General features: G+C 43.2%; 14 protein-coding genes and 1 riboswitch. Of the genes, 12 read left to right on the top strand and 2 right to left on the bottom strand.

Annotation, left to right across the window (positions count from 1 at the left end; genetic code table 11):
- Positions 1–63 precede the first annotated feature (63 nt).
- Positions 64–1764 (top strand): bifunctional diguanylate cyclase/phosphodiesterase, encoded by a 1701-nt coding sequence (locus tag DW015_RS04495; protein ID WP_117904503.1) that lies wholly within the window; start codon positions 64–66, stop codon positions 1762–1764.
- 87 nt (positions 1765–1851) lie between these two features.
- Here the strand turns inward: DW015_RS04495 and DW015_RS04490 are convergent, their stop codons facing one another.
- Together DW015_RS04490 and recQ are read right to left on the bottom strand one after the other, a co-directional pair.
- Positions 1852–2436: an energy-coupled thiamine transporter ThiT gene (locus DW015_RS04490; protein WP_117877970.1), complete on the bottom strand. Its 585-nt coding sequence runs from the start codon at positions 2434–2436 to the stop codon at positions 1852–1854.
- A gap of 58 nt (positions 2437–2494) precedes the next feature.
- A riboswitch (TPP riboswitch) is annotated at positions 2495–2604 on the bottom strand.
- Positions 2605–2715: 111 nt separating this feature from the next.
- Positions 2716–5001 (bottom strand): DNA helicase RecQ, encoded by a 2286-nt coding sequence (gene recQ / locus DW015_RS04485; protein WP_117904501.1) that lies wholly within the window; start codon positions 4999–5001, stop codon positions 2716–2718.
- Between the two features lie 251 nt (positions 5002–5252).
- Between recQ and DW015_RS04480 the strand changes: the two genes are divergently transcribed.
- From DW015_RS04480 to DW015_RS04430, 11 genes are all read left to right on the top strand, one after another.
- Positions 5253–7847: a GGDEF domain-containing protein gene (locus tag DW015_RS04480; RefSeq protein WP_181979832.1), complete on the top strand. Its 2595-nt coding sequence runs from the start codon at positions 5253–5255 to the stop codon at positions 7845–7847.
- A gap of 83 nt (positions 7848–7930) precedes the next feature.
- On the top strand, positions 7931–10267 hold the full coding sequence (locus tag DW015_RS04475; RefSeq protein ID WP_117904498.1) for a GGDEF domain-containing protein: 2337 nt from the start codon (positions 7931–7933) through the stop codon (positions 10265–10267).
- Between the two features lie 296 nt (positions 10268–10563).
- Positions 10564–11817 (top strand): GTPase HflX, encoded by a 1254-nt coding sequence (gene hflX, locus DW015_RS04470; protein ID WP_181979844.1) that lies wholly within the window; start codon positions 10564–10566, stop codon positions 11815–11817.
- 355 nt (positions 11818–12172) lie between these two features.
- Positions 12173–13195: a 3-deoxy-7-phosphoheptulonate synthase gene (gene aroF / locus DW015_RS04465; RefSeq protein ID WP_117904496.1), complete on the top strand. Its 1023-nt coding sequence runs from the start codon at positions 12173–12175 to the stop codon at positions 13193–13195.
- A gap of 112 nt (positions 13196–13307) precedes the next feature.
- On the top strand, positions 13308–13778 hold the full coding sequence (locus tag DW015_RS04460; protein WP_022288571.1) for an LURP-one-related family protein: 471 nt from the start codon (positions 13308–13310) through the stop codon (positions 13776–13778).
- Positions 13779–13827: 49 nt separating this feature from the next.
- Positions 13828–14937, top strand: coding sequence for a 3-dehydroquinate synthase (aroB, locus tag DW015_RS04455; protein ID WP_117904495.1), 1110 nt, complete (start codon positions 13828–13830; stop codon positions 14935–14937).
- A 12-nt stretch (positions 14938–14949) separates the two neighbouring features.
- The gene (gene aroA / locus DW015_RS04450; protein ID WP_117904493.1) at positions 14950–16179 is read left to right on the top strand and encodes a 3-phosphoshikimate 1-carboxyvinyltransferase; all 1230 of its coding nucleotides are present in this window, start codon (positions 14950–14952) and stop codon (positions 16177–16179) included.
- A gap of 86 nt (positions 16180–16265) precedes the next feature.
- A complete protein-coding gene (gene aroC / locus DW015_RS04445) occupies positions 16266–17357 on the top strand; it encodes a chorismate synthase (RefSeq protein WP_038671275.1) in 1092 nt (363 codons plus the stop codon).
- 27 nt (positions 17358–17384) lie between these two features.
- Complete coding sequence (locus DW015_RS04440; protein WP_242993216.1) at positions 17385–17984, top strand: DUF4364 family protein; 600 nt, start codon at positions 17385–17387, stop codon at positions 17982–17984.
- Between the two features lie 108 nt (positions 17985–18092).
- Complete coding sequence (locus tag DW015_RS04435) at positions 18093–18596, top strand: sigma-70 family RNA polymerase sigma factor (protein WP_117877962.1); 504 nt, start codon at positions 18093–18095, stop codon at positions 18594–18596.
- Positions 18589–19686, top strand: a complete 1098-nt coding sequence (locus tag DW015_RS04430; RefSeq protein WP_117904491.1) for a hypothetical protein — start codon at positions 18589–18591, stop codon at positions 19684–19686. Before DW015_RS04435 ends, DW015_RS04430 begins: the two co-directional genes overlap by 8 nt.
- Positions 19687–20068: the final 382 nt, after the last annotated feature.

Raw genomic sequence — 20068 nt, 5'->3', positions numbered from 1 at the left:
AAGTAGTAAAATGAGATAAGGTAAGTACAGGTATTTTTGAAAACGTTTTCCTGAGCGTGATAAATGAATAAAAAATTAGTGGGGATAAAAATGAATTTTGATAATGATTTGATGCTTTTCTTCCGAACGATATATGAAGATTCGGAGAATATGGGCGAATGCAGTGCCAAGGTGAAAAGTGCTGTGGCTGCTGTGGCAGACAAGCTTAACATCGTCAGAGCGGAGCTTGCAGTGAAAATGCCTGCAACAAAGCTTTGTGAAGATGGTGCAGATATGCTCATGGTGCTTTATGACAGAGAGAAGGACGTGGAAAATGAGCCTTTTGAGGCAAGTTTTCCTTTGTTTGAAGGCGGCTTTATAACAGTGACCTTTTATTCTGGTAATTCCAATGGCTTTGATAACGAGCAAAGGAATATCGTAGAGATAATCGCAAACACTGTTTTTATCCAATTTAACAGGGTAGTTATGCAGGAGCTTGTTACTCATGTTATAAAAACGGATATCGAAACAGGTGCAGCAACTTTAGACGCTTTGATAAATTACGCCGGTATGCTTATAGCGCAAAACAGGATAGAGGATTTCAGTATAATCTTTTTCAATATACATAACTTCAAATATGTAAATAAGGTATTAAATTACGAACAGGGCGACGTTGTTTTGCGTAATTATACAAAGACAATATACCGAAATCTTTCAGATGGTGAGATGATCGCAAGACTTGGCGGCGATAATTTCGTTATGCTTGTAAAGAACGAATCTCTTAGAGAATATATTGATATGCTCAGCTTTATGAACATAAGGTATAATGATGGCAAAGTATCAAAGGATTTTATTTTTAGTGCAACCATCGGATATTCGTCAACTGTGGGTATAAGATATCCAAGAGAAGTAATGGCTCGTGCAAGCATTGCATATGCTGCTGCAAGACGAGTTGGTGCAGGCCATGTAATGGAGTATTCCGAAAATATAAAACAAGAACTGATGAAAATTCAGGGAGTGCTGTCAAACTTCATGGCTGGGCTTATGGCAGGTGAGTTCGAGGTGTATTATCAGCCAAAGGTACGCATCGAAACCAAGGAGATATTTGGTGCAGAAGCCCTTGTACGTTGGCATAGAAAGGGAAGGTTATCAGCACCGGTGGAGTTTGTTCCGTTTCTTACCAATGACGGAAGCATAATAAAGCTTGACTACTATGTGCTTGAAGAAGTTTGCAAATGGCTGAGAAAACGCATAGATATGGGTTTTGAACCCTTGAGGATATCAGTGAATTTTTCGAGAAAGCACCTGGAAGAAAAAAATATGATAGGCAATATAGTTGCCTTGATCGATAAATACGAGCTTGATCACCAGCTTATAGAAATAGAGCTTACTGAAAGCGAGGATTATCAGAATTTTGAGCTTATCACAGAGATCGTGAATGGTCTGAGAGCTAATGGTATCGTCACATCTATGGACGATTTTGGTACTGGCTTTTCATCGCTCAATATGATAAAGAATGTTGATCTGCAGGTAATAAAGATCGACAAGTCCTTTATTCCTCTTGAAAAGGATTATGAGGGCAAAGATAAAGATCTTATAATGTTCTATTACATTATAAAAATGGTTAAAAAGCTTGGTAAGGAAACTATCGCCGAGGGAGTTGAAACTGAGCAGCAGCTTGACTATCTCAGAGAAGTTGGCTGTGACGCTGTTCAGGGCTTTGTGTTTGACAAGCCTCTGCCTGCGGCTGAGTTTGAGAAACGTCTTGCCTGCGGTTATAACTGATAAATAAAAGGACGAACATTTTGTGTTCGTCCTTTTTTCTGCATGAATGAAAGCAGCTACAGACCGCCAGCCTTTTGCAATGTGTGATTATTTATCCTGTGTGGAAAGTATCTTTCTAGTCTGAGGTATCTCAAAAAGTGCAAACGCACCGATAGCTGTGAATATCATTTCAGGAAGCATATAAGAGCCGTTGTAAAGCAGGCTGTAGAGTACGCTGTTGTCTGTTGAGAAGCCGTCCCACAGTGCGCCGAATGACTTCCAGATAACAACGCCGCTGATGAAGTGGCAAACAAATCTCAGGAAAACTGCTATCATTGTTCCTGCTATCCAGCCCACTGCACCTTTCTTTCTGAACATTCCTGCCACACCGAGAACTGTGTAGGCTGCAAGATAGTCAATGAATATGCAGGCAACGAGCATTATAGGAGAAAGTCCCCAGCCGAAAAGTCCGTCTGTGATACCCTGAATGAACTGAATGAGAGAGAACACAAATGCCGCTCCAAGACCCTTTGCTACGCCATGCTTAATGCTGAAAACGGCTATAGGAAGCATGGAGAGCAGTGTGATAGAGCCTCCCCAAGGGAGCTTGTATACTCTGATAAAGCTAAGCACTGTTGCCAGTGCCACCATTACTGCACCCTCGACCAATGTGAGTGTTTTTGAATTTTTCATATTATACCATTCCTTTCTGCGTACAAAAAATGCGTATGCCTGATAAAAGGGCACACGCATAGATATACACACTATTTTCCTACGCTGGCATTACCCATATCAGGTGCGGTCAGAACATCAATTTGCTCTTTCTCAGCCGAAAAACATTCAGCTCCCGTGTTGTTTTATGTACTATTGTTATTATACTGCTTTTTTCGTGGGTTTTCAATAGCTTTTTAGATTTTTTTCACCTAAATTGTATGGAAACATAAATATCTGTCACAAAACCGCATTTTATTATTAGTTTTGTACATCTTTGCTGAGTATCTCCTCTATGTTCTCAAAAATAAATTCCTGCGCCTGCTTTGGAAAAAGTATCGTCTTGTAGCTGTTTCCAAGCTGTGATATTTTTTCACGCTCTATTATTCCTGCTTCAGGGGAAAGTATTGTGGTTTCAAGAAAGCCCCTGCCGTTTGCACCGTCTTTTGCAAGATAATTTTCACCTATGAGCCATTCTTTTATGGCAAGTTTTATGCTTCTTATATCGCCGTCTGTGCCGAGCTGATAGAAAATGCTGTCGCATACTTCTGAAAGGGTCATATCCTGTTCTTTGCCTGAAAGCTCACCTGCGTGGGCGATTATATATTCCTTTGTGCTTTGACCGCCTTCCGCCATCTGCTTTTGCAGATAGCCCTCTGGGATATATTTATAGCCCGAAGCGGCGTCCGGATTTTCCTTGAGATATTTCTGTATCTCAGCTACAAAGTATCTTCCATAACGTTCCTGCTTTGACTTGCCCACCCCTGAGATATTCAAAAGCTCCGTCTGCGTCTTAGGCAGCTTTATACACATATCACGCAGTGAAGCGTCTGTAAGAATGATATATGCAGGCAGACTCGCCTGTGTCGCAAGCTTGCTCCGCACAGCTCTGAGCCGTCCGAAAAGCTCCTTGTCAAATGTCGTAACTTCGTCCCTGCCGATCTTTGTGACCGTTTCGCTCTTTGGTTTTTTCTTTGGAAGGCGTATTGTAATAGTCTTTTTGTCCATTAATATTTCCGCAGACCTTCTTGTAAGGGTAAGTACAGAAAAATCCCCGTGTGAAGTCTGTGTGATGTAATCATCAGCTTCAAGAAAAGCTATGAGCCTGCGGATATAGACCTGCGTGGAGTCTTTCATTATGCCGTATGTCGAAAGAGTGGAAAGGTCAAAACGCTTTACCTTTTCGGAGTCTGAGCCTTTAAGTATCTGTGCTATGACACCTGCTCCAAAAGAAAGGTTTCGCTGGTGAAGTCTATAAATGCAGGAAAGCACTTTTTGGCAATCCACAGACACGTCAACTTCTTCTGTTTCTCCGAAATCACCCAAACAGCCTGAGCAGTTCTGACAAGGCTTGTCCTGCTTCTCACCGAAATATCCAAGGATAAACTCTCTCAGACAGCCGTTTGTATTGCAGTAATCGGTCATCTTTTTCAGACGCATAAGATCACGTTTGCGTATCATTTCAAGTGTGTCATCGTCAAGGTCGGGATTGTCATGAGAATTGTTTATAAGAAACTTGTTGGTCGCAACGTCCTGACCGCTGTAGAGCAAAATGCACTTTGCTTCGTTGCCGTCACGTCCCGCTCTGCCTGCCTCCTGATAATAGCTTTCAATATTCTTAGGCATATTATAATGTATGACATAGCTCACGTTTGATTTGTCTATTCCCATGCCGAAAGCATTGGTCGCCACCATGACCTGGACACGATCAAAGATAAAATCGTCTTGATTTTTACGCCTTTCCTCATCAGAAAGACCTGCATGATAGCGTGAAGCGTTGTAGCCGTCGGCACAGAGCTTTTCACACACGCTCTCAACATTTTTTCTTGTGGAGCAGTAGATTATTCCGCAGTTGTCCTTGTATTTCTCAACTATCCTCACTGTTTCACTGTATTTGTCATGAGGGTGAGAAACGCCAAAGTAGAGATTTTTTCTGTCAAAGCCTGTGGTTATGGTGAAAGGGTCACGGAGTTCAAGCATTTTGATAATGTCCGCTTTTACTTCTGCGGTGGCAGTGGCGGTGAATGCGCTGACGATAGGGCGGTAGGGAAGTTTGCCGAGAAACTCGGGTATCTTCATATAGGAAGGTCTGAAATCCTGTCCCCACTGAGAAACGCAGTGGGCTTCGTCCACCGCAAGCATTGATATCTTCACCGACGAAGCCAGTGACAGAAACGATCCTGTCATCAGCCTTTCAGGTGCAACATATATTATCTTGTACATACCACGGGCGGCGTTTGATATAGCCATTTCATACTGTGCCGCCGTCAGTGAGGAGTTCAGATACGCTGCCCTCACTCCCGATTGTATCAGCGAGTTCACCTGATCTTTCATAAGGGATATGAGTGGCGAAACAACTATAGTTATCCCGTCAAACATAAGAGCAGGTATTTGATAGCACATAGACTTGCCTGCGCCTGTTGGCATAACTCCAAGGCAGTCACGCCCTGCAAGTATGCTGTCTATTATCTGCTCCTGACCGTTTCTGAACTGAGAGTGTCCGAAAAAGTCCTGAAGCACCGAATACTTATTGCGAAAATCTGTCATTTTATCCTAACTTTCCATTGTGTGTATGCTTATATTATACTACCAAAAACCAGCTAAGTCAAACAGATATACAAAATTCCATGCACGATTTTGTAACATCTTTTCCTTAGTCGCTATTGTAATTTTATCGGGATTGTGTTATAATAGGCTTGACAAATAATTAGTTATAAAAATATAAAAAATTAACAAATCTCCAAAGGAAGGATTGTCTGAACACAGTCGTATATTCAGGCATGGTGAAGATCATGGATATGGAAAATAAATTGTGGCAAAGCTATTTTGGTGCTGTCTGGGGAAAGGTTTGTTCAATATGGCACAATATCGGCGGATTTGTTATGGACGAGAAAAGCGGAGAGTTTTATGCCGATGAAAACTGTCGTGCTCTTATGGGACTTAGAGAGAACACAGATTATGACAAGTTCAGAGATATAGTTGCATTGAACGGCGGAGGACGAGATCTTGGCCTGCCGTTGTGTATAGAATTTCTTGATACTCCAACCAGCATTACCGCCGGAATAGTGTATCTGTCGAAAGAATATATGTCAAAAAGTGTTTTTGAAGGGCTCGACATTATACCACAATCAGAGCTTGTAAGACTTCTTGATGGAATGACACGCTCATCATTGCTTGCTCTTGTAAGATTTGATGGAGCAGGGAAGCTTTTGGATTCAGACTACTGCATAGGGGAGGCACTGAGGGCGGTTGTCGCAGTTATGCCTGAAAATACTGTGACGGCATTCAATTCAGACGGTCAGTTTTGGATATATGTTCCACGCTTTGGAGGTAAGCCTGAGGAATTTGCTGACAATATCCGTAAAGCGGTGAAGGAGTGTTGCCTGCCGGATGAATTTGGAGTGAGATCGTCTTCAAATCATTCGCTGTCTGTGACGGCAGGCATAAGCAGCGGCTTTGAAGTGCCAGCAAGACTCATGCACGCAGCAGGCTTTGCACTCTATGAAGCTAAGGCGAAGGGTGCAGGCAGTATTTGTTGCTTTGATCCTGAAAAATATGCAAAGCAGAAGAGTGATATCGAGAATATCAGGGCTTTTTCAGAGCTTCTTGATAAAAATCTGTTTACATATCATTTTCAGCCTATCGTTAGTTCTTCAACAGGCGAGATAGTCGCTTATGAAGCACTTATGAGAACAAAGGGAAATATAGCACTCAATCCGCTTCAGATACTCAACTGTGCTAAAAATTTTGGCAGACTTTACGATATTGAGAAAGCTACACTGAAAAATACTCTTAAATATCTCAGCAAGCATCAGCTCGATTTTGAAAACCGCAGGCTGTATATAAATTCAATATCATCTCATGCTCTTGACGATAAGGATTTTTATGCGATCGTCAATGACTATGGCGAACTTCTTGAAAAGGTCGTTATCGAAATGACAGAGCAGACAGAGATCAGCGAGGACGACCTCGAGAGAATAAGGGTGCGTCTTGAAAAGAACAATATGAGCCTTGCTATTGACGATTATGGCACAGGCTACTCAAATACATCGAATCTTCTGCGATATGATCCTGAGGTGGTAAAGATAGACCGTTCCCTCATTTCCGGCATTGACCAGAATCCTAAGGCTCAGAAGATAGTTTCAAAAATGGTGGAATATTTCCATTCAAGCGGATATACCGCACTTGCAGAGGGCGTTGAAACAAGCGAAGAACTTAAAACCATGATATATTTCGGTGTCGATCTTATTCAGGGTTATTATGTTTCTAAGCCGAAGCCTGTGCTTATCCACGATATCTCGGAAAATATCCGTGAGGAGATAGTGGCTTACAGTATCGAGGCGAGGGATAATGATAAAAAGGTCTTCCACGCTGAGGATAATGACGTTATCGACCTTGCTGAGATGTATAAAAAAAGATATTCTGACATTTTTCTTGGCACAGGTACATTTACTCTTTCGGGAAAGGCTGAGGACGATCGTGCAGTGCCTTTGTCCGTGACAATTGGTAATGGTGTTGATTGCGTCATTCACTTGAAAAACGCATGGCTCATTACATATGGGGAACTACCGAACATAAAGCTTGGCATTGGCTCGAGAGTAAGGATAGTGTGCAGCGGTGAAGATCGTATAGACGGCAGAGGCATTTATGTCCCTGAGGGATCGTCGTTAGAGCTTGTAGGCTCAGGTGAGCTTTATATCAGATCAGAATCACAGGATTGCTATGCAATAGGTACTGACAGCAAGCAGCCTTGTGGAAGGATAACTGTCGCAATGACAGGTGTTCTTGATATAACTGCAAATGGCGACAAGTGCGTCGGCATAGGCGGAGGAGGCTGCAAAAACGGCATTGTCATTGCAGGCGGTGATATAGCTGTAAATTGCAGTGGCGATAGGTGCGTTGGCATTGGAAGTATTGATGGCGACGCAGATGTGACTATATCAAACTGTGGCTGTAGACTAAAGCTTGCGGCAGGAGTATCAGTCGGTATAGGTACTATGAGCGGCAGTGCTGATATAAGCATTTCAGATTATAACATGAGCTGTGTGCTTTCGGGAAATAATCTGACTGCAGTGGGAGTTACGAGTAACGGTACCGGAAGGATATGTATTCTTGATGGCAGGCTCAACATTTCCATGAAAGGAAGAACTCTCAACTGTGTGGGAACAAGGGACGGCGAGCTGGATTGTGAGCTTAAAAATACTGTCTTTACGCTTTATTGCGAGGGCGGTTCTGTTTCAGGTGTTGGAGATAAAACTGGTAAAGGTGACGTGACAGCACAAACCTGTCAGTTCGACGTAATGTTCCTTACAGGCGATGGCTGGTGGCTTGGAAGTCCGAATGGTACGCTTTCAGTAGTCGACTGTAAGAAAAATATTAAGATAAACGAATAAGGCAAAGCCCATAGGCGTGCCTTGTGTGACGCTGCTTTAGATCGTCTGAAGCAGCACGGCTGATTTGTACGGAGGATCATGAGATGATGAATGATACTGCTAAACGCAGACGTATAAAAATAGGACTTTTGGTGAGCCACCTTGAAGATGATTTTGACGATGCGGTTGCAGAGGGCGCCATGATAGGCGCAGAGCAGTGCGACGCCGACCTCGTTATTTTTCCAGGCAGATATATAGATGGGATCTATGCCGACAAGCTGAGAACGGTGTATGAGTATCAGTATAATACTTTGTTCGATATGGCGGCGGCAAATAAGTTTGACGTTCTGCTTGTGCTTATCGGCACACTTGGAACATATCTTGACAACGAGCATAAGGCTCAGTTTCTGAAAAAATTTGCTGGAACGCCTGTTATAACTATAACGGCACATATTGATGGTTATCCTTGTATCATGCTCGACAACAGAACGGGAATGAAGGAGGCTATAGAACATCTTATAAAGGTGCATGGCTGTAAAAAGATAGGTATGGTAAGCGGACCTAAAACAAGTGATGACGCCCTTGAAAGACTTGACGTTTACAAGGAGACTCTTGAGAAAAATGGTATCATCTATGACGAAAAGCGTGTTGCATATGGCAATTTTTCGAAATTCTGTGTTGACGAAGTCGGAAAGCTTATTGACGATAATCCAGAACTTGATGCTATCGTTTTTGCAAACGACCAGATGGCAATTGCAGGCTATAAGGCTATGGAAGAGCGTGGGATACGTCCCGGTAAGGATATCCTTGTGACAGGCTTTGACGACGATCCCGTGGCTGAGGAGCTTAATCCGCATTTGACGACTGTTAAGGCTGACCCTTCTGAGCTTGGCTATCATGCCGTTCAGGAGGCTGTGAACTATGTTGTAAATAAGGCTATAAACAACGATAAGATCTCTTCGGGAATGGTAAGAAGAAATTCCTGTGGATGTCAGGGCAACTCAAAAATAAAGACCATATCTTTTGGTCGCATATCAGATGATCCGGAAGCGTTTGCAAGAAGAATGGGACAGTTTTTGTTCAATAAATACAGTGCAAGTGAAACAACTGCGAAAATGCGAGAAAATTACGTCAAGATAATATATGCTCTTGATGATTATGCCCGTGAGGAAAACCTTGATAATGAGGTCAAAAAAGACAAAGTATTAGAAATGACCTCAACTCTTGCCAGTGAAGAATTTTTTAGGTTTGTGAGCGTTGATGAGCTTTATGCTTCTGTTGAGTATATTCAGCAAAAGCTTATCTCTCGTTTTGATAACGTGGAGAAGCATTTAAAGTTAAATCAGACTTTTATTCAGATATACAAGATACTGGCAGAACGCAATGCGAATTACTGTAAGGAAAAGCTTGAGGATAATGAGTTTCTTGCATGGCAGGCAAACTCTATCACAAGGGATATGCTTGTGTTTGAAGCTTATGATGACAGAGCATATGAAACTGTTGTGGATAAGCTTACGAGGCTTCATATGGAATCAAGCTTCCTGTTCAGCTTCGAGCCTGCCATTATTCACTTTGGTACAGATAAGTGGCAACCGCCGGAATATATGTATCTCAAAGCCTATCACAATGGTTCTGACGCTATCCAGCTCCCACATGAAGAGCAGGCTGTAAAGTATACAGAGCTGTTGTCGAATAAGTATCTGCCAACAGACAGACGTTATACATTAGTGGTATCACCATTGTTCTCTAACGAGGAGCATTACGGAATACTGATGTGTGAGATAAAGCATGAGTATTTTAATTATTTGCAGTCGGTGACAGTTCAGCTTTGTGCGGCACTTAAAATAATAACCTTGATGAAGCAGCAGGCTGTTACCCAGAAGCAGCTTAAAAAGAGCCTTATCGAGATCAAGGAAAACAATGAGCTTCTTCGAGATCTTTCAAGGCAGGACGCTTTGACGGGCTGCTACAATCGAAGGGGATTTTTTGAGGAACTTCGTAAAAGACTCAGCAATGACAAAAACGAGGGTGAAAAGGCTATCATGGTCTTTGCCGACCTTGACTGTCTGAAAACCATAAATGATAAGTTTGGTCACGAGGAGGGCGGCTTTGCTATACTATCTGCGGCAAAGATACTTAAACACTCTTTTGGCAACAGTGAGATAGTGGGTCGTATAGGTGGCGATGAGTTCGTTGTATGCGCTTTTCTTGATAACGCAATAGATATCCCGTCAATGAGAAACCATATAGAAGCGGTCACAAGAGAATACAATATTAAATATGCCGCCGATAAGCCATATATAATCCATACGAGCGTAGGCGTTTATCCGTTCGTATGCAGTGCCACGCTTGAGATAGGCGAGCTTCTCAGCCATGCTGATATCCTGCTTTATGAGGAAAAAAAGCGCAAGAGAAGTATTCTTAAAAGCGATTATGAATAACATTTGCAGGCTGTCTGAAAAAGGCAGCCTGCTTTTTATGTTTTTATGCTTGACAAAAAAATATGGCTGTGATATAATAAAACATATTTTACGAAAGGAGCGTCGGATGACATGAGAATTACAAGAATATGGGTGAGAAACTATTAAACCGAATATCAGGCAGGTGCATTGGCACAAGCCGCTCCGACTCTTCCGTATAACGTTTTGGTTACACGCCTGAGGGTGTGTTTTTTTATGCCTGAAAAAGCCGAAGAGCGGCTTGATAACAGACATTAGGAGTGATTAATATGGCAGAAATGTTTGACAACACAATAAAGAAAGACCGTGTGCTGCTGGCGGCAGTGGACACAGGTTCGTATGACGTGGAGCTTTCCCTTGACGAGCTTGAAGAGCTGACAGAAACAGCAGGCGGTGAGGTGATAGCGAGAGTGACACAGAAAAGGCCGTCCTTTGACAGTGGCACCTGCATAGGCTCAGGCAGGCTTGAAGAAATGGCTGAGATATGCAGAAATGAAAATATTGACAGGATAGTTTTTGACTGCGAACTGACAGCCACACAGATAAGAAATATCGAGGACGTATGCGGCGTTTTCACTATTGACAGAACTATGCTCATACTGGATATCTTTGCTCAGCGTGCGATTACTCGTGAGGGCAGATTGCAGGTAGAGATAGCACAGAACAAATACAGACTTCCAAGGCTTGCAGGCATGGGAACTAATATGTCACGTCTTGGCGGTGGTATCGGCACAAGAGGTCCTGGTGAGTCGAAGCTTGAAACCGACAAGCGACACATCAGAACACGTATTGCGGCACTTTCAGACGAGCTTAAGGAGATAGAGAAGCGTCGTGGGCTTATGAGAAAACGTCGCAAGAAAGACGGTGTTCTTACAGCGGCGATAGTGGGCTATACAAACGTGGGAAAATCCACACTGCTCAATTATCTTACCGAGGCGGGCGTGCTTGCAGAGAATAAGCTTTTTGCGACTTTGGAAACAACATCAAGGGCTATAGAGCTTCCTGACGGCAGGTCGGTGACGCTTATCGATACGGTAGGACTTATCAGACGTCTGCCGCATCAGCTTGTGGAAGCTTTCAAATCCACTCTTGAAGAGGCGGCAAGTGCGGACGTTATAATCCATGTGTGCGACGCCTCGGCTGATGACTGCGAGGAACAGGCAAAAGTTACCCTTGAACTGCTCAAAGAGCTTGGCTGTGAGGGAATACCTGTGGTGACAGTGTTCAACAAGTGCGACAAAGTGCCTTATATAAACGAGCTTGACACATCAGGTGAAGCGGTGAAGATATCCGCCAAAAACGGCACAGGCATTGACAGCCTGCTTGCGGCTATACAAAAGGCATTACCCGAAAACAGCGTAAGATGCAGGCTTCTTCTGCCTTTTGACAAGGCTGGTCTTGTGAACACCATAAGGCAGGAGGGCAGGATATTCAGCGAGGATTATACCGCTGAGGGTATCGTTCTTGACGCTCTTGTGGATATCAAGGCCTATCATCTTGTAGAAAGCTATAAGGTGAAAAACGAAGAATAAAGTGTTTTGCAAACGTTAAAAAAGTGTAAACTCTCGGCAGGACTATTGACAAGCCCTGCCTGTGAGAGTATAATGAACGTGGTTAGCAATAACAAATAAATCGAAAGGAAAAAACAGAATATGTCTACTGTTATCATGTCTGCAGTCTTTACATACTTCTTTATGAGCTTGAGCTACTTTTATGGCTTCGAGTTTTTTTGGCGTGTGAAGAAAGCGACGAGATCAGAATAGGCGTATAGAATAGAGAAGTTTCTGTTTTTATATCTGCGTTTATTATAAGCCGTGGCTTTCTTGTAAAAGGATGTCACGGCTGTTTTTATTGCCTATACAAATTTGATTTTCGGAGGAAAGTAACATGATAATCGTATTGAAAAACAATTCACAGGAAAAACAGGTAGAAGAGCTTTTGAACTGGCTCGACCAGTTCCATGTATCGACGAATCTGGTAGAGGGCGTTCATTCAAATGTTATCGGTCTTATTGGCGACACAACTCAGATCGATATAGAAGCAGTTCAGGCTAAGGAATGTGTTGAAAAGGTCCAGCGTGTGCAGGAGCCTTACAAGAACGCTAACAGAAAGTTTCACCCTGATAATACTGTTATCGACGTTGCAGGCAGAAAGATAGGCGGCGGAAAGCTTCAGGTCATCGCAGGCCCTTGCTCTGTTGAAACTGAGGAGCAGATAATCACAACTGCTATCGCTGTCAAGGAGGCAGGTGCGACAATGCTCAGAGGCGGTGCATTCAAGCCAAGAACTTCGCCATATTCATTCCAGGGCCTTGGCAAAGAGGGCATCGACCTTCTTATTCAGGCTAGAAAGATAACAGGTCTGCCTATCGTTACTGAGATCATGGATCTTTCTGATCTTGACTGCTTTGCTGACGTTGACGTTGTTCAGGTAGGAGCAAGAAATATGCAGAATTTCACACTTCTCAAGGCTCTCGGCAGAAGCGACAAGCCTGTTCTTCTCAAGAGAGGACTTTCATCAACTCTTCAGGAGCTTCTCATGTCCGCTGAGTACATAATGTCTGAGGGCAATCAGAACGTTATCCTTTGCGAAAGAGGTATCCGCACATTCGAGCCTGCCACAAGAAATACTCTCGATCTTTCAGCTGTTCCTCTGCTCCAGCAGAAAACACACCTTCCTATCACTATTGACCCTAGCCACGCTACAGGCATCGCTTCACTTGTTGAGCCAATGGCACTTTGCGCTGTAACAGCAGGCTGTGACGCACTTGAGATAGAGGTACACAACGACCCTAAGAACGCATGGAGCGATGGTGCGCAGTCACTTACTCCTGCACAGTTCGCTGAAACAATGAAGAAAGTTAAGGCACTTTCCGAGTTCATGGGCAAGCCTCTTGATGTAAACGAATAAACAAGACATTGAAAAAGAGGTGTTTTCGCACCTCTTTTTCTTTACAAATATTCAGTGATGTGGTATAATGTTTTAGAACTGTAAATGGATAAAGTACAAAGGAGGAAGAACGATGAAACTTGTGCTTAAACAAAGGCTTTTTTCATGGTTTGACAGCTATGATGTGTGCGACGAATACGGTAACGCAGTTTTCAGCGTAAAAGGCAGACTCGCATGGGGTCACTTGCTGGAGATATACGACAACATGGGAAACAAGGTCGGCGTGCTGAAAGAAAAGGTGCTGAAAATTTTCCCTACCTTTGAGATATACATAGGCGGAGAGTATATGGGCTGTATAAAGAAAGAGTTCACCTTTTTCAAGCCAAAGTTCCATATAGATTTCTGCGGTTGGAGAGTGGACGGCGACATTTTCGGCTGGGACTATTCCGTTTATAGCGGTGCCGAACAGATAATGTATGTGTCAAAGGAGCTTTTGCACCTTACTGATACCTATGTCATAGACGTTTATGACGATAGCAATGCTTTGGCGGGATTGCTGATCGCACTTGCAATAGACGCCGAGAAATGCTCAGACGGCAATTAGGCTTTTATGATAGCTGTGTAAAAAATTGTACTGAAAGGTTTTGATATTAATGAAATTCAACTGCGAGCTTAAAAGGGTCGTAGACGATTCTTATGATATAGAAATAGGCAGAAAATTGCAGGATACGCTGGTCAGCGACCTTAAAGGCGGTCTTGTGGGAAAGATAAAGAAATTTGCCGTTGTAACGGATTCTATCGTTGTGGATCTCTATGGCAGAGATATTTATGACAGGCTCAATGCCGCAGGTCTGAAAGCCGAGCTTTTTGTGATACCTGAGGGAGAAAAGTCCAAAACCAGGCAGATGAAAGAGTTTGTTGAGGACTCTATGCTTGAAAAAGGCTTTCGCCGTGATTGCTGTGTGGTAGCCGTTGGCGGCGGAGTTGTCACAGACCTTGCAGGCTTTGTGGCTGGAACATTCGGCAGAGGAGTGCCTTTTGTGAATTATGCCACAACGCTTCTTGCGGCGGCTGACGCTTCTGTGGGCGGAAAAACTGCCGTTGATACGCCCCTTGCTACAAATCTTATAGGTCTGTTCAATCAGCCTAAAAAAGTGTATCTGGATATAGACACATGGAAAACTCTGCCTGAAAAACAGCTTTCAAGCGGTCTTGCGGAAACTATAAAGCACGGCTGTCTTGGTGATAAGGAGCTGTTTGAGTATCTTGAAAAAAACGTGGAAAAGGTGCTTGAATGTGACGGCGAAGCCTGCGAGTATATCGCAAAGAAAAACTGCGAAGTCAAGTACAAAGTGGTAATGAAAGACGAGAGAGAGTCGGGTCTGAGAGAGGTGCTTAATCTCGGTCACACTGTCGGCAGAGCTATCGAAACTGTGTCTGATTATAGACTATATCATGGAGAAGCTGTAGCTATCGGTATGGTGGCACAGGCAAGATTGGGCGAGAAGCTTGGCTTCATATCCCATGAAAATGAACAGCGTGTGGAAAAGCTTCTTGAAAGGGCAAAGCTTCCTACAAAAATACCTGACTATATTGACAGAAAGGCTCTTGTGAAAAAGCTTTATACAGATAAAAAGGTCCGTGACGGAAAGCTGAGATTTGTTTTCCAAAAAGAAATAGGCGAGATGATGTGCTTCGGTGAAAATCAGTACGGCAAAGAGATAGCCGAGAAGCAGATAGCCGAAATAATCGCAGAGATGTAACGGAGGATAGCGATGAACATAACTGTATTTCCGAAAAAACTCAGCGGACAGGTGACAGTTCCGCCCTCAAAAAGCGTTGCACACAGAATGGTGATAGCGGCGGCATTGTCTAATGGCGTTTCTGAGATAACAAATCTTTATCCCTCGGTGGATATCCTTGCGACTATGGATTGCATGAGGGCGCTTGGGGCGAAAATAGATTTTGACGGCGACAGGGCAGTGATAGAGGGCATAAAGGATATTCCTGAGAGCGCAGCTTTGGATTGCTGTGAGAGCGGCTCAACGCTGAGATTTCTCATACCTGTTGCTTGTGCGCTTGGGGTGGATACTCAGTTCATCGGCAGGGGCAGGCTTCCGCAAAGACCTATCACACCATATCTTGAAGAGTTTCCAAAGCATGGCGTAAGCTTTGAATATGACAACACTATGCCTTTTTCCACTAATGGAAAGCTCACAGGGGGCAAGTTCTATGTTGACGGTGGAATATCTTCTCAGTTTATCACAGGACTTCTGTTTGCTCTGCCGCTTCTTGAGGAGGACAGCGAGATAATACTCACTTCTCATTTGGAGTCAAAGCCATATGTTGACATAACTCTAGGCACTTTGAGAGAGCATGGCTGTCAGGTTGAGGAAACAGAGAACGGATATTTTGTAAAGGGCGGTCAGCATTATATGCCTTTCAGCGGCAGAGTTGAGGGGGATTATTCTCAGGCGGCTTTCTTCAAGGTGGCAAATTCTTTGGGCAGTGATATTGATATTGCAGGGCTTTCTGAAAAATCTTTTCAGGGAGATAAAAAAATTGTTGAAATATGCGAGAAAATAGTGTATAATAAAAATGGCGGTTTGCGGCCTTTTGACCTCGACTGTTCGGATATACCCGACCTTGTGCCTGTTCTTACAGTACTTGGAAGCTTCTGCGAGGGAAAAAGCTATATACGAAATGCCGCACGTCTTAGGATAAAGGAGTGCGACAGGCTTTCGGCTATCTCACAGTGCCTTAACGCAATTGGCGGAAAGGTAACTGAGCTTGAGGACGGATTGGAGATAGAGGGCGTTGGCTCACTGAATGGCGGAGAAGTTGACAGCTTCAACGACCACAGGATCGCAATGTCAATGGCGGTGGCTGCAACAAGATGTACTTCACCACTGAAGATAAACGGTGCGGAGTGCGTCAGCAAGTCATATCCCGATTTCTTTGAGGTATATGAGAGCATCGGAGGAGAGATAAGCCGTGAGCCTTAACGTGGACTAGTACAAAAATTTGTACTGATCTGGCGGGTATCTGCCGTTATTTATACAGGCTTTATAAGCTGACAGGAGGAAGTAAAATGTCATCAACATGGAACAACAATATAGGCTTTACCGTTTTCGGTGAGAGCCACGGCCCTGCAATAGGCGTTGTTATGGATAATGTACCGCCGGGGGAGAGCATCGACCTTGACAAGATATATCAATTTATGGCAAGAAGAGCGCCTAAGCAGAACAAGACCTCTACACAGAGAAAAGAAAAGGATATGCCGCAGATAATGTCTGGCTATTTTAACGGCAAGACTACGGGTACTCCTCTTTGTGCGCTTATAGCAAATACAGACCAGCATTCACAGGATTATTCAAATCTTTCAAGGCTTGCAAGACCTGGTCACGCTGATTATACAGGCGCATTGAGATACAGAGGCTTCAATGATGTAAGAGGCGGCGGACATTTTTCAGGCAGACTTACTGCGCCTCTATGCTTTGCAGGAGCAGTGGCAGGTCAGATACTTGAAAAAAGAGGTATCTATGTAGGCGCTCATATCGCAGAGATCCATGGCATAAAGGATAAGGCTTTTGACCCTATCAATACCACTAAGGATATGATAAGGGAAGTTCGTGAGAAAGAGTTCCCGACTATCATTGACGTTCAGGGCAACGAAATGATAAAGGAGATAGACAAGGCAAGAAAGGATAAGGACAGCGTTGGCGGAATTATAGAATGTATCGCTATCAATGTTCCGGCCGGTATCGGCTCGCCTATCTTTGACGGACTTGAAAACTCTATCGCTCAGCTTATTTTCGGTATCCCTGCGGTAAAGGGTCTGGAGTTTGGTGCAGGCTTTAAGGTGGCGGAAATGACAGGTTCGGAGAACAATGACGAGTTCTATGTAAATGATAAAGGTCACGTTGTGACAAAGACAAACAATCACGGCGGAATACTGGGCGGAATAGCTTCTGGTATGCCTATCACACTTAGAGTTGCTTTCAAGCCTACTCCGTCAATAGCAAGACCGCAGGCAACTGTGGACTATTCAGCTATGAAAAATGAAACTCTCGAAGTAAAGGGCAGACACGACCCTTGCGTTGTTCCAAGAGCTGTGCCATGTGTTGAGGCGGCTGTTAATATAGCTTTGCTCAATCATATGCTTGAATACCCAAATTTTTAGAGAAATTTCCAAAGGAGGATTGATAGCTTGGTACAAAATCCTGAGGCTCATATATCAGAGAACATGAAGAACATTTCCGACGTGTATGAGGTTCAAATACTTCTGGCTTATTTTCTGGGTCAGATAAATCAGCTTTGTACGCCTAATCAGCTGACAGAGATAGCCACGGGCGAAGGCGTTGTGAATTATTTTGTATATACGGAAGCTGTCAGCAGAATGTTGGAAAACGGCACGCTGGAGCTTGCGGAAATAGAAGGCACGAATTACTATCGGCTCACTGAAAAGGGCATTGATGGCGCTGAGAAATTCAAAAAACTTGTGCCGAAAAGTTTTAGAGATAAGATATATGCGGCAGGTCTAAGACTGTTCGTCAAGCTTAAAAACGATCGTGACGTAAGCTTTGATATAAAGCCTGCAAAGCGTGGTTATAACGTGCATTGCCGCTGCTGTGACGATGATATGGTGCTTATGGACATAACTCTTTACGCACCTGATCAGGAGCAGGCAAATTATATAAAATCGAAAATTCAGATGAATCCTACAGATTTCTATTGCAGAGTGGTGGACTATATAATCGAGAACGAGGAATATGTGCCGTCTGCTGCAGAGGAGCAGGGATTGTTCTAAAGAAAGTGGAGCCGTCTGGGCGTATGCTCAGGCGGCTTTTGAAAAATATTTTTTATTTTTTGTGACATTTCGGGAGAGAAAAAGTATTTATTATTAAGGGGTGATCAAATGGACGTCAATTTGAAAAATACGCCTTCAGAGATAGACAGGCTTATAGATAAATATAAAAGTACCGTTTATGGAATCGCTATAGCACGTCTTGGCTCAAAAGCAGATGCAGACGATGTTTTTCAGGAAGTGTTTCTTGCAGCTTATCGAAAGGGGATAACAGTCAAGGACAATGATGAGGAGAAGTTCTGGCTTATCAGGACTACTCTCAATCAGTGCAAAAAGATAACATTGTCAAGCTGGCGCAGGCGTACAGTTCCCCTTGAAGAAAGAAAGGAAGAGGTAAGCTTTTTCAGAAGCCGTGAGGAAAATGATGTTTTCTGCGCTGTAACGGAACTGCCTGAAAAATACAGAATGGTGGTCTATCTTTACTATTTTGAAGAGGTGTCTACTGATGAGATAGCAAAGATAATGAAAGTACGCAGTGGAACGGTGAGAATGCAGCTTACAAGGGCAAGAGAAATGTTGAAAGAAAAGCTGAAAGGAGGATATTTCTATGAATAAGGAATTTTTCAGAGGCATGAAAGAGCAGATAGAGCCTGATGAAGAGCAGGTCGAGGAGCTGAAAAATAAGCTCAAAAATACTGCGGCGGTAAGCAGGAAACCTATGTGGATAGGCGGAGTATGTGCGGCGGCACTGTGCGTGGCAGTTGGAGCAGGTCTGTTTTTATCCGACAGCAAAACTGATAAAAACAGCATAAAGACAAGCGGCAGTTCATCAGTGCAGTACAATGACAGTTGGTCGCCTGACCTTATAAATAGAAATGGGAACGGCTCTGACGAAAATCAGACAGTAGCTGGTGGCGAAACAGAGGAAAGCATTGTCGACAGTACACATGATTCAAAGATCGACAACGGCAAGACGGACGATACGCCCAATATAAACAACAATACGGGTGGAAATACGCACATAACAGACAATGACCGCATAAGTGACAACAATGGCGGAATTATTTCAGACAATAGTAATACAGAAAATACAGATAGTAATGCAAACGACAGCAAATCGGAGACCACATCGTCCAAAAATGAAACGGAAGACCCTATAGAGTTCGATGAAAAAGACCCTGTATACCCTGAGATATATGTGCAGGACGAAAGGCTTTTTGATATGACATTAAAAGGCAAGGCGTTTGCGTTTCCTGCAAAGTATAGTGATGTAGCGGATATGGGCCTTTGGGCGGCAGGTTTAGGTGGTTATTCTGAGAGCGTTGACCCGAAGAATTATGTGATAGCGGAAGATGATATGGAAACTTTCTTCAGCAATGGTGCAACAGGATATTCAGGAAGCATGACCATTGACAATTATACTTATGAAGAAGCTAAGGCAAGTGAATGTGATGTTATGGGATTGTTTTTGGATAATTGTCCTGAGTTCTCTATAGGCGGAATAAAGACTGGATCGACTATAGAGGAAGTGAATAAGACATTCGGCGTTAATTATACTAATGAGTGCAGGACGCTTACTGTACATTCGCAGAACGGCGCTTTTACAGACAGCAAGGGTACTTTTACTCTAACAGTTGTATTTGCGTTCAATGACGGGGTAGTTTATCATGTAGGCGAGTCAAAGATATATTCGACGTTCTTCTGATCGTCAATATTGTGTAAGTTTTGTACTGTTTCTGTGCAAAATAATGAAAATATCTATAAAAAACATAGAAACGGTACAAAACGCTTGACAAAAAGGCATAAAAGTGATAAAATAAACAAGTCGCCTCGAGAGAGAGCGATAAAGGAAGAAGCGAAACGAAGGTAAAAGGTTCGGGAGAACAGGAGATACCTGAGGAGTAGCATGAAAGTGAGTTCATAAAGAATTCACAAAGAAAAGTCTTGACAAAGCTTAGCTAATATGATATAATAGATAAGCTGATTTAAGACAGCACATTAGAAAACACTAAATAATCGGAAGTCAAAAAACTTTTTTGAAAAAAACTTCAGAAAAGGGGTTGACAAAAGATAAAAAGTGTGATATA

Source organism: Ruminococcus sp. AF37-20 (assembly GCF_003460465.1).
GTDB lineage: Bacteria > Bacillota > Clostridia > Oscillospirales > Ruminococcaceae > Hominimerdicola > Hominimerdicola aceti.
The sequence above is the reverse complement of the archived record's forward strand: the minus strand, read 5'-3'. Positions and strand labels throughout refer to the sequence as shown.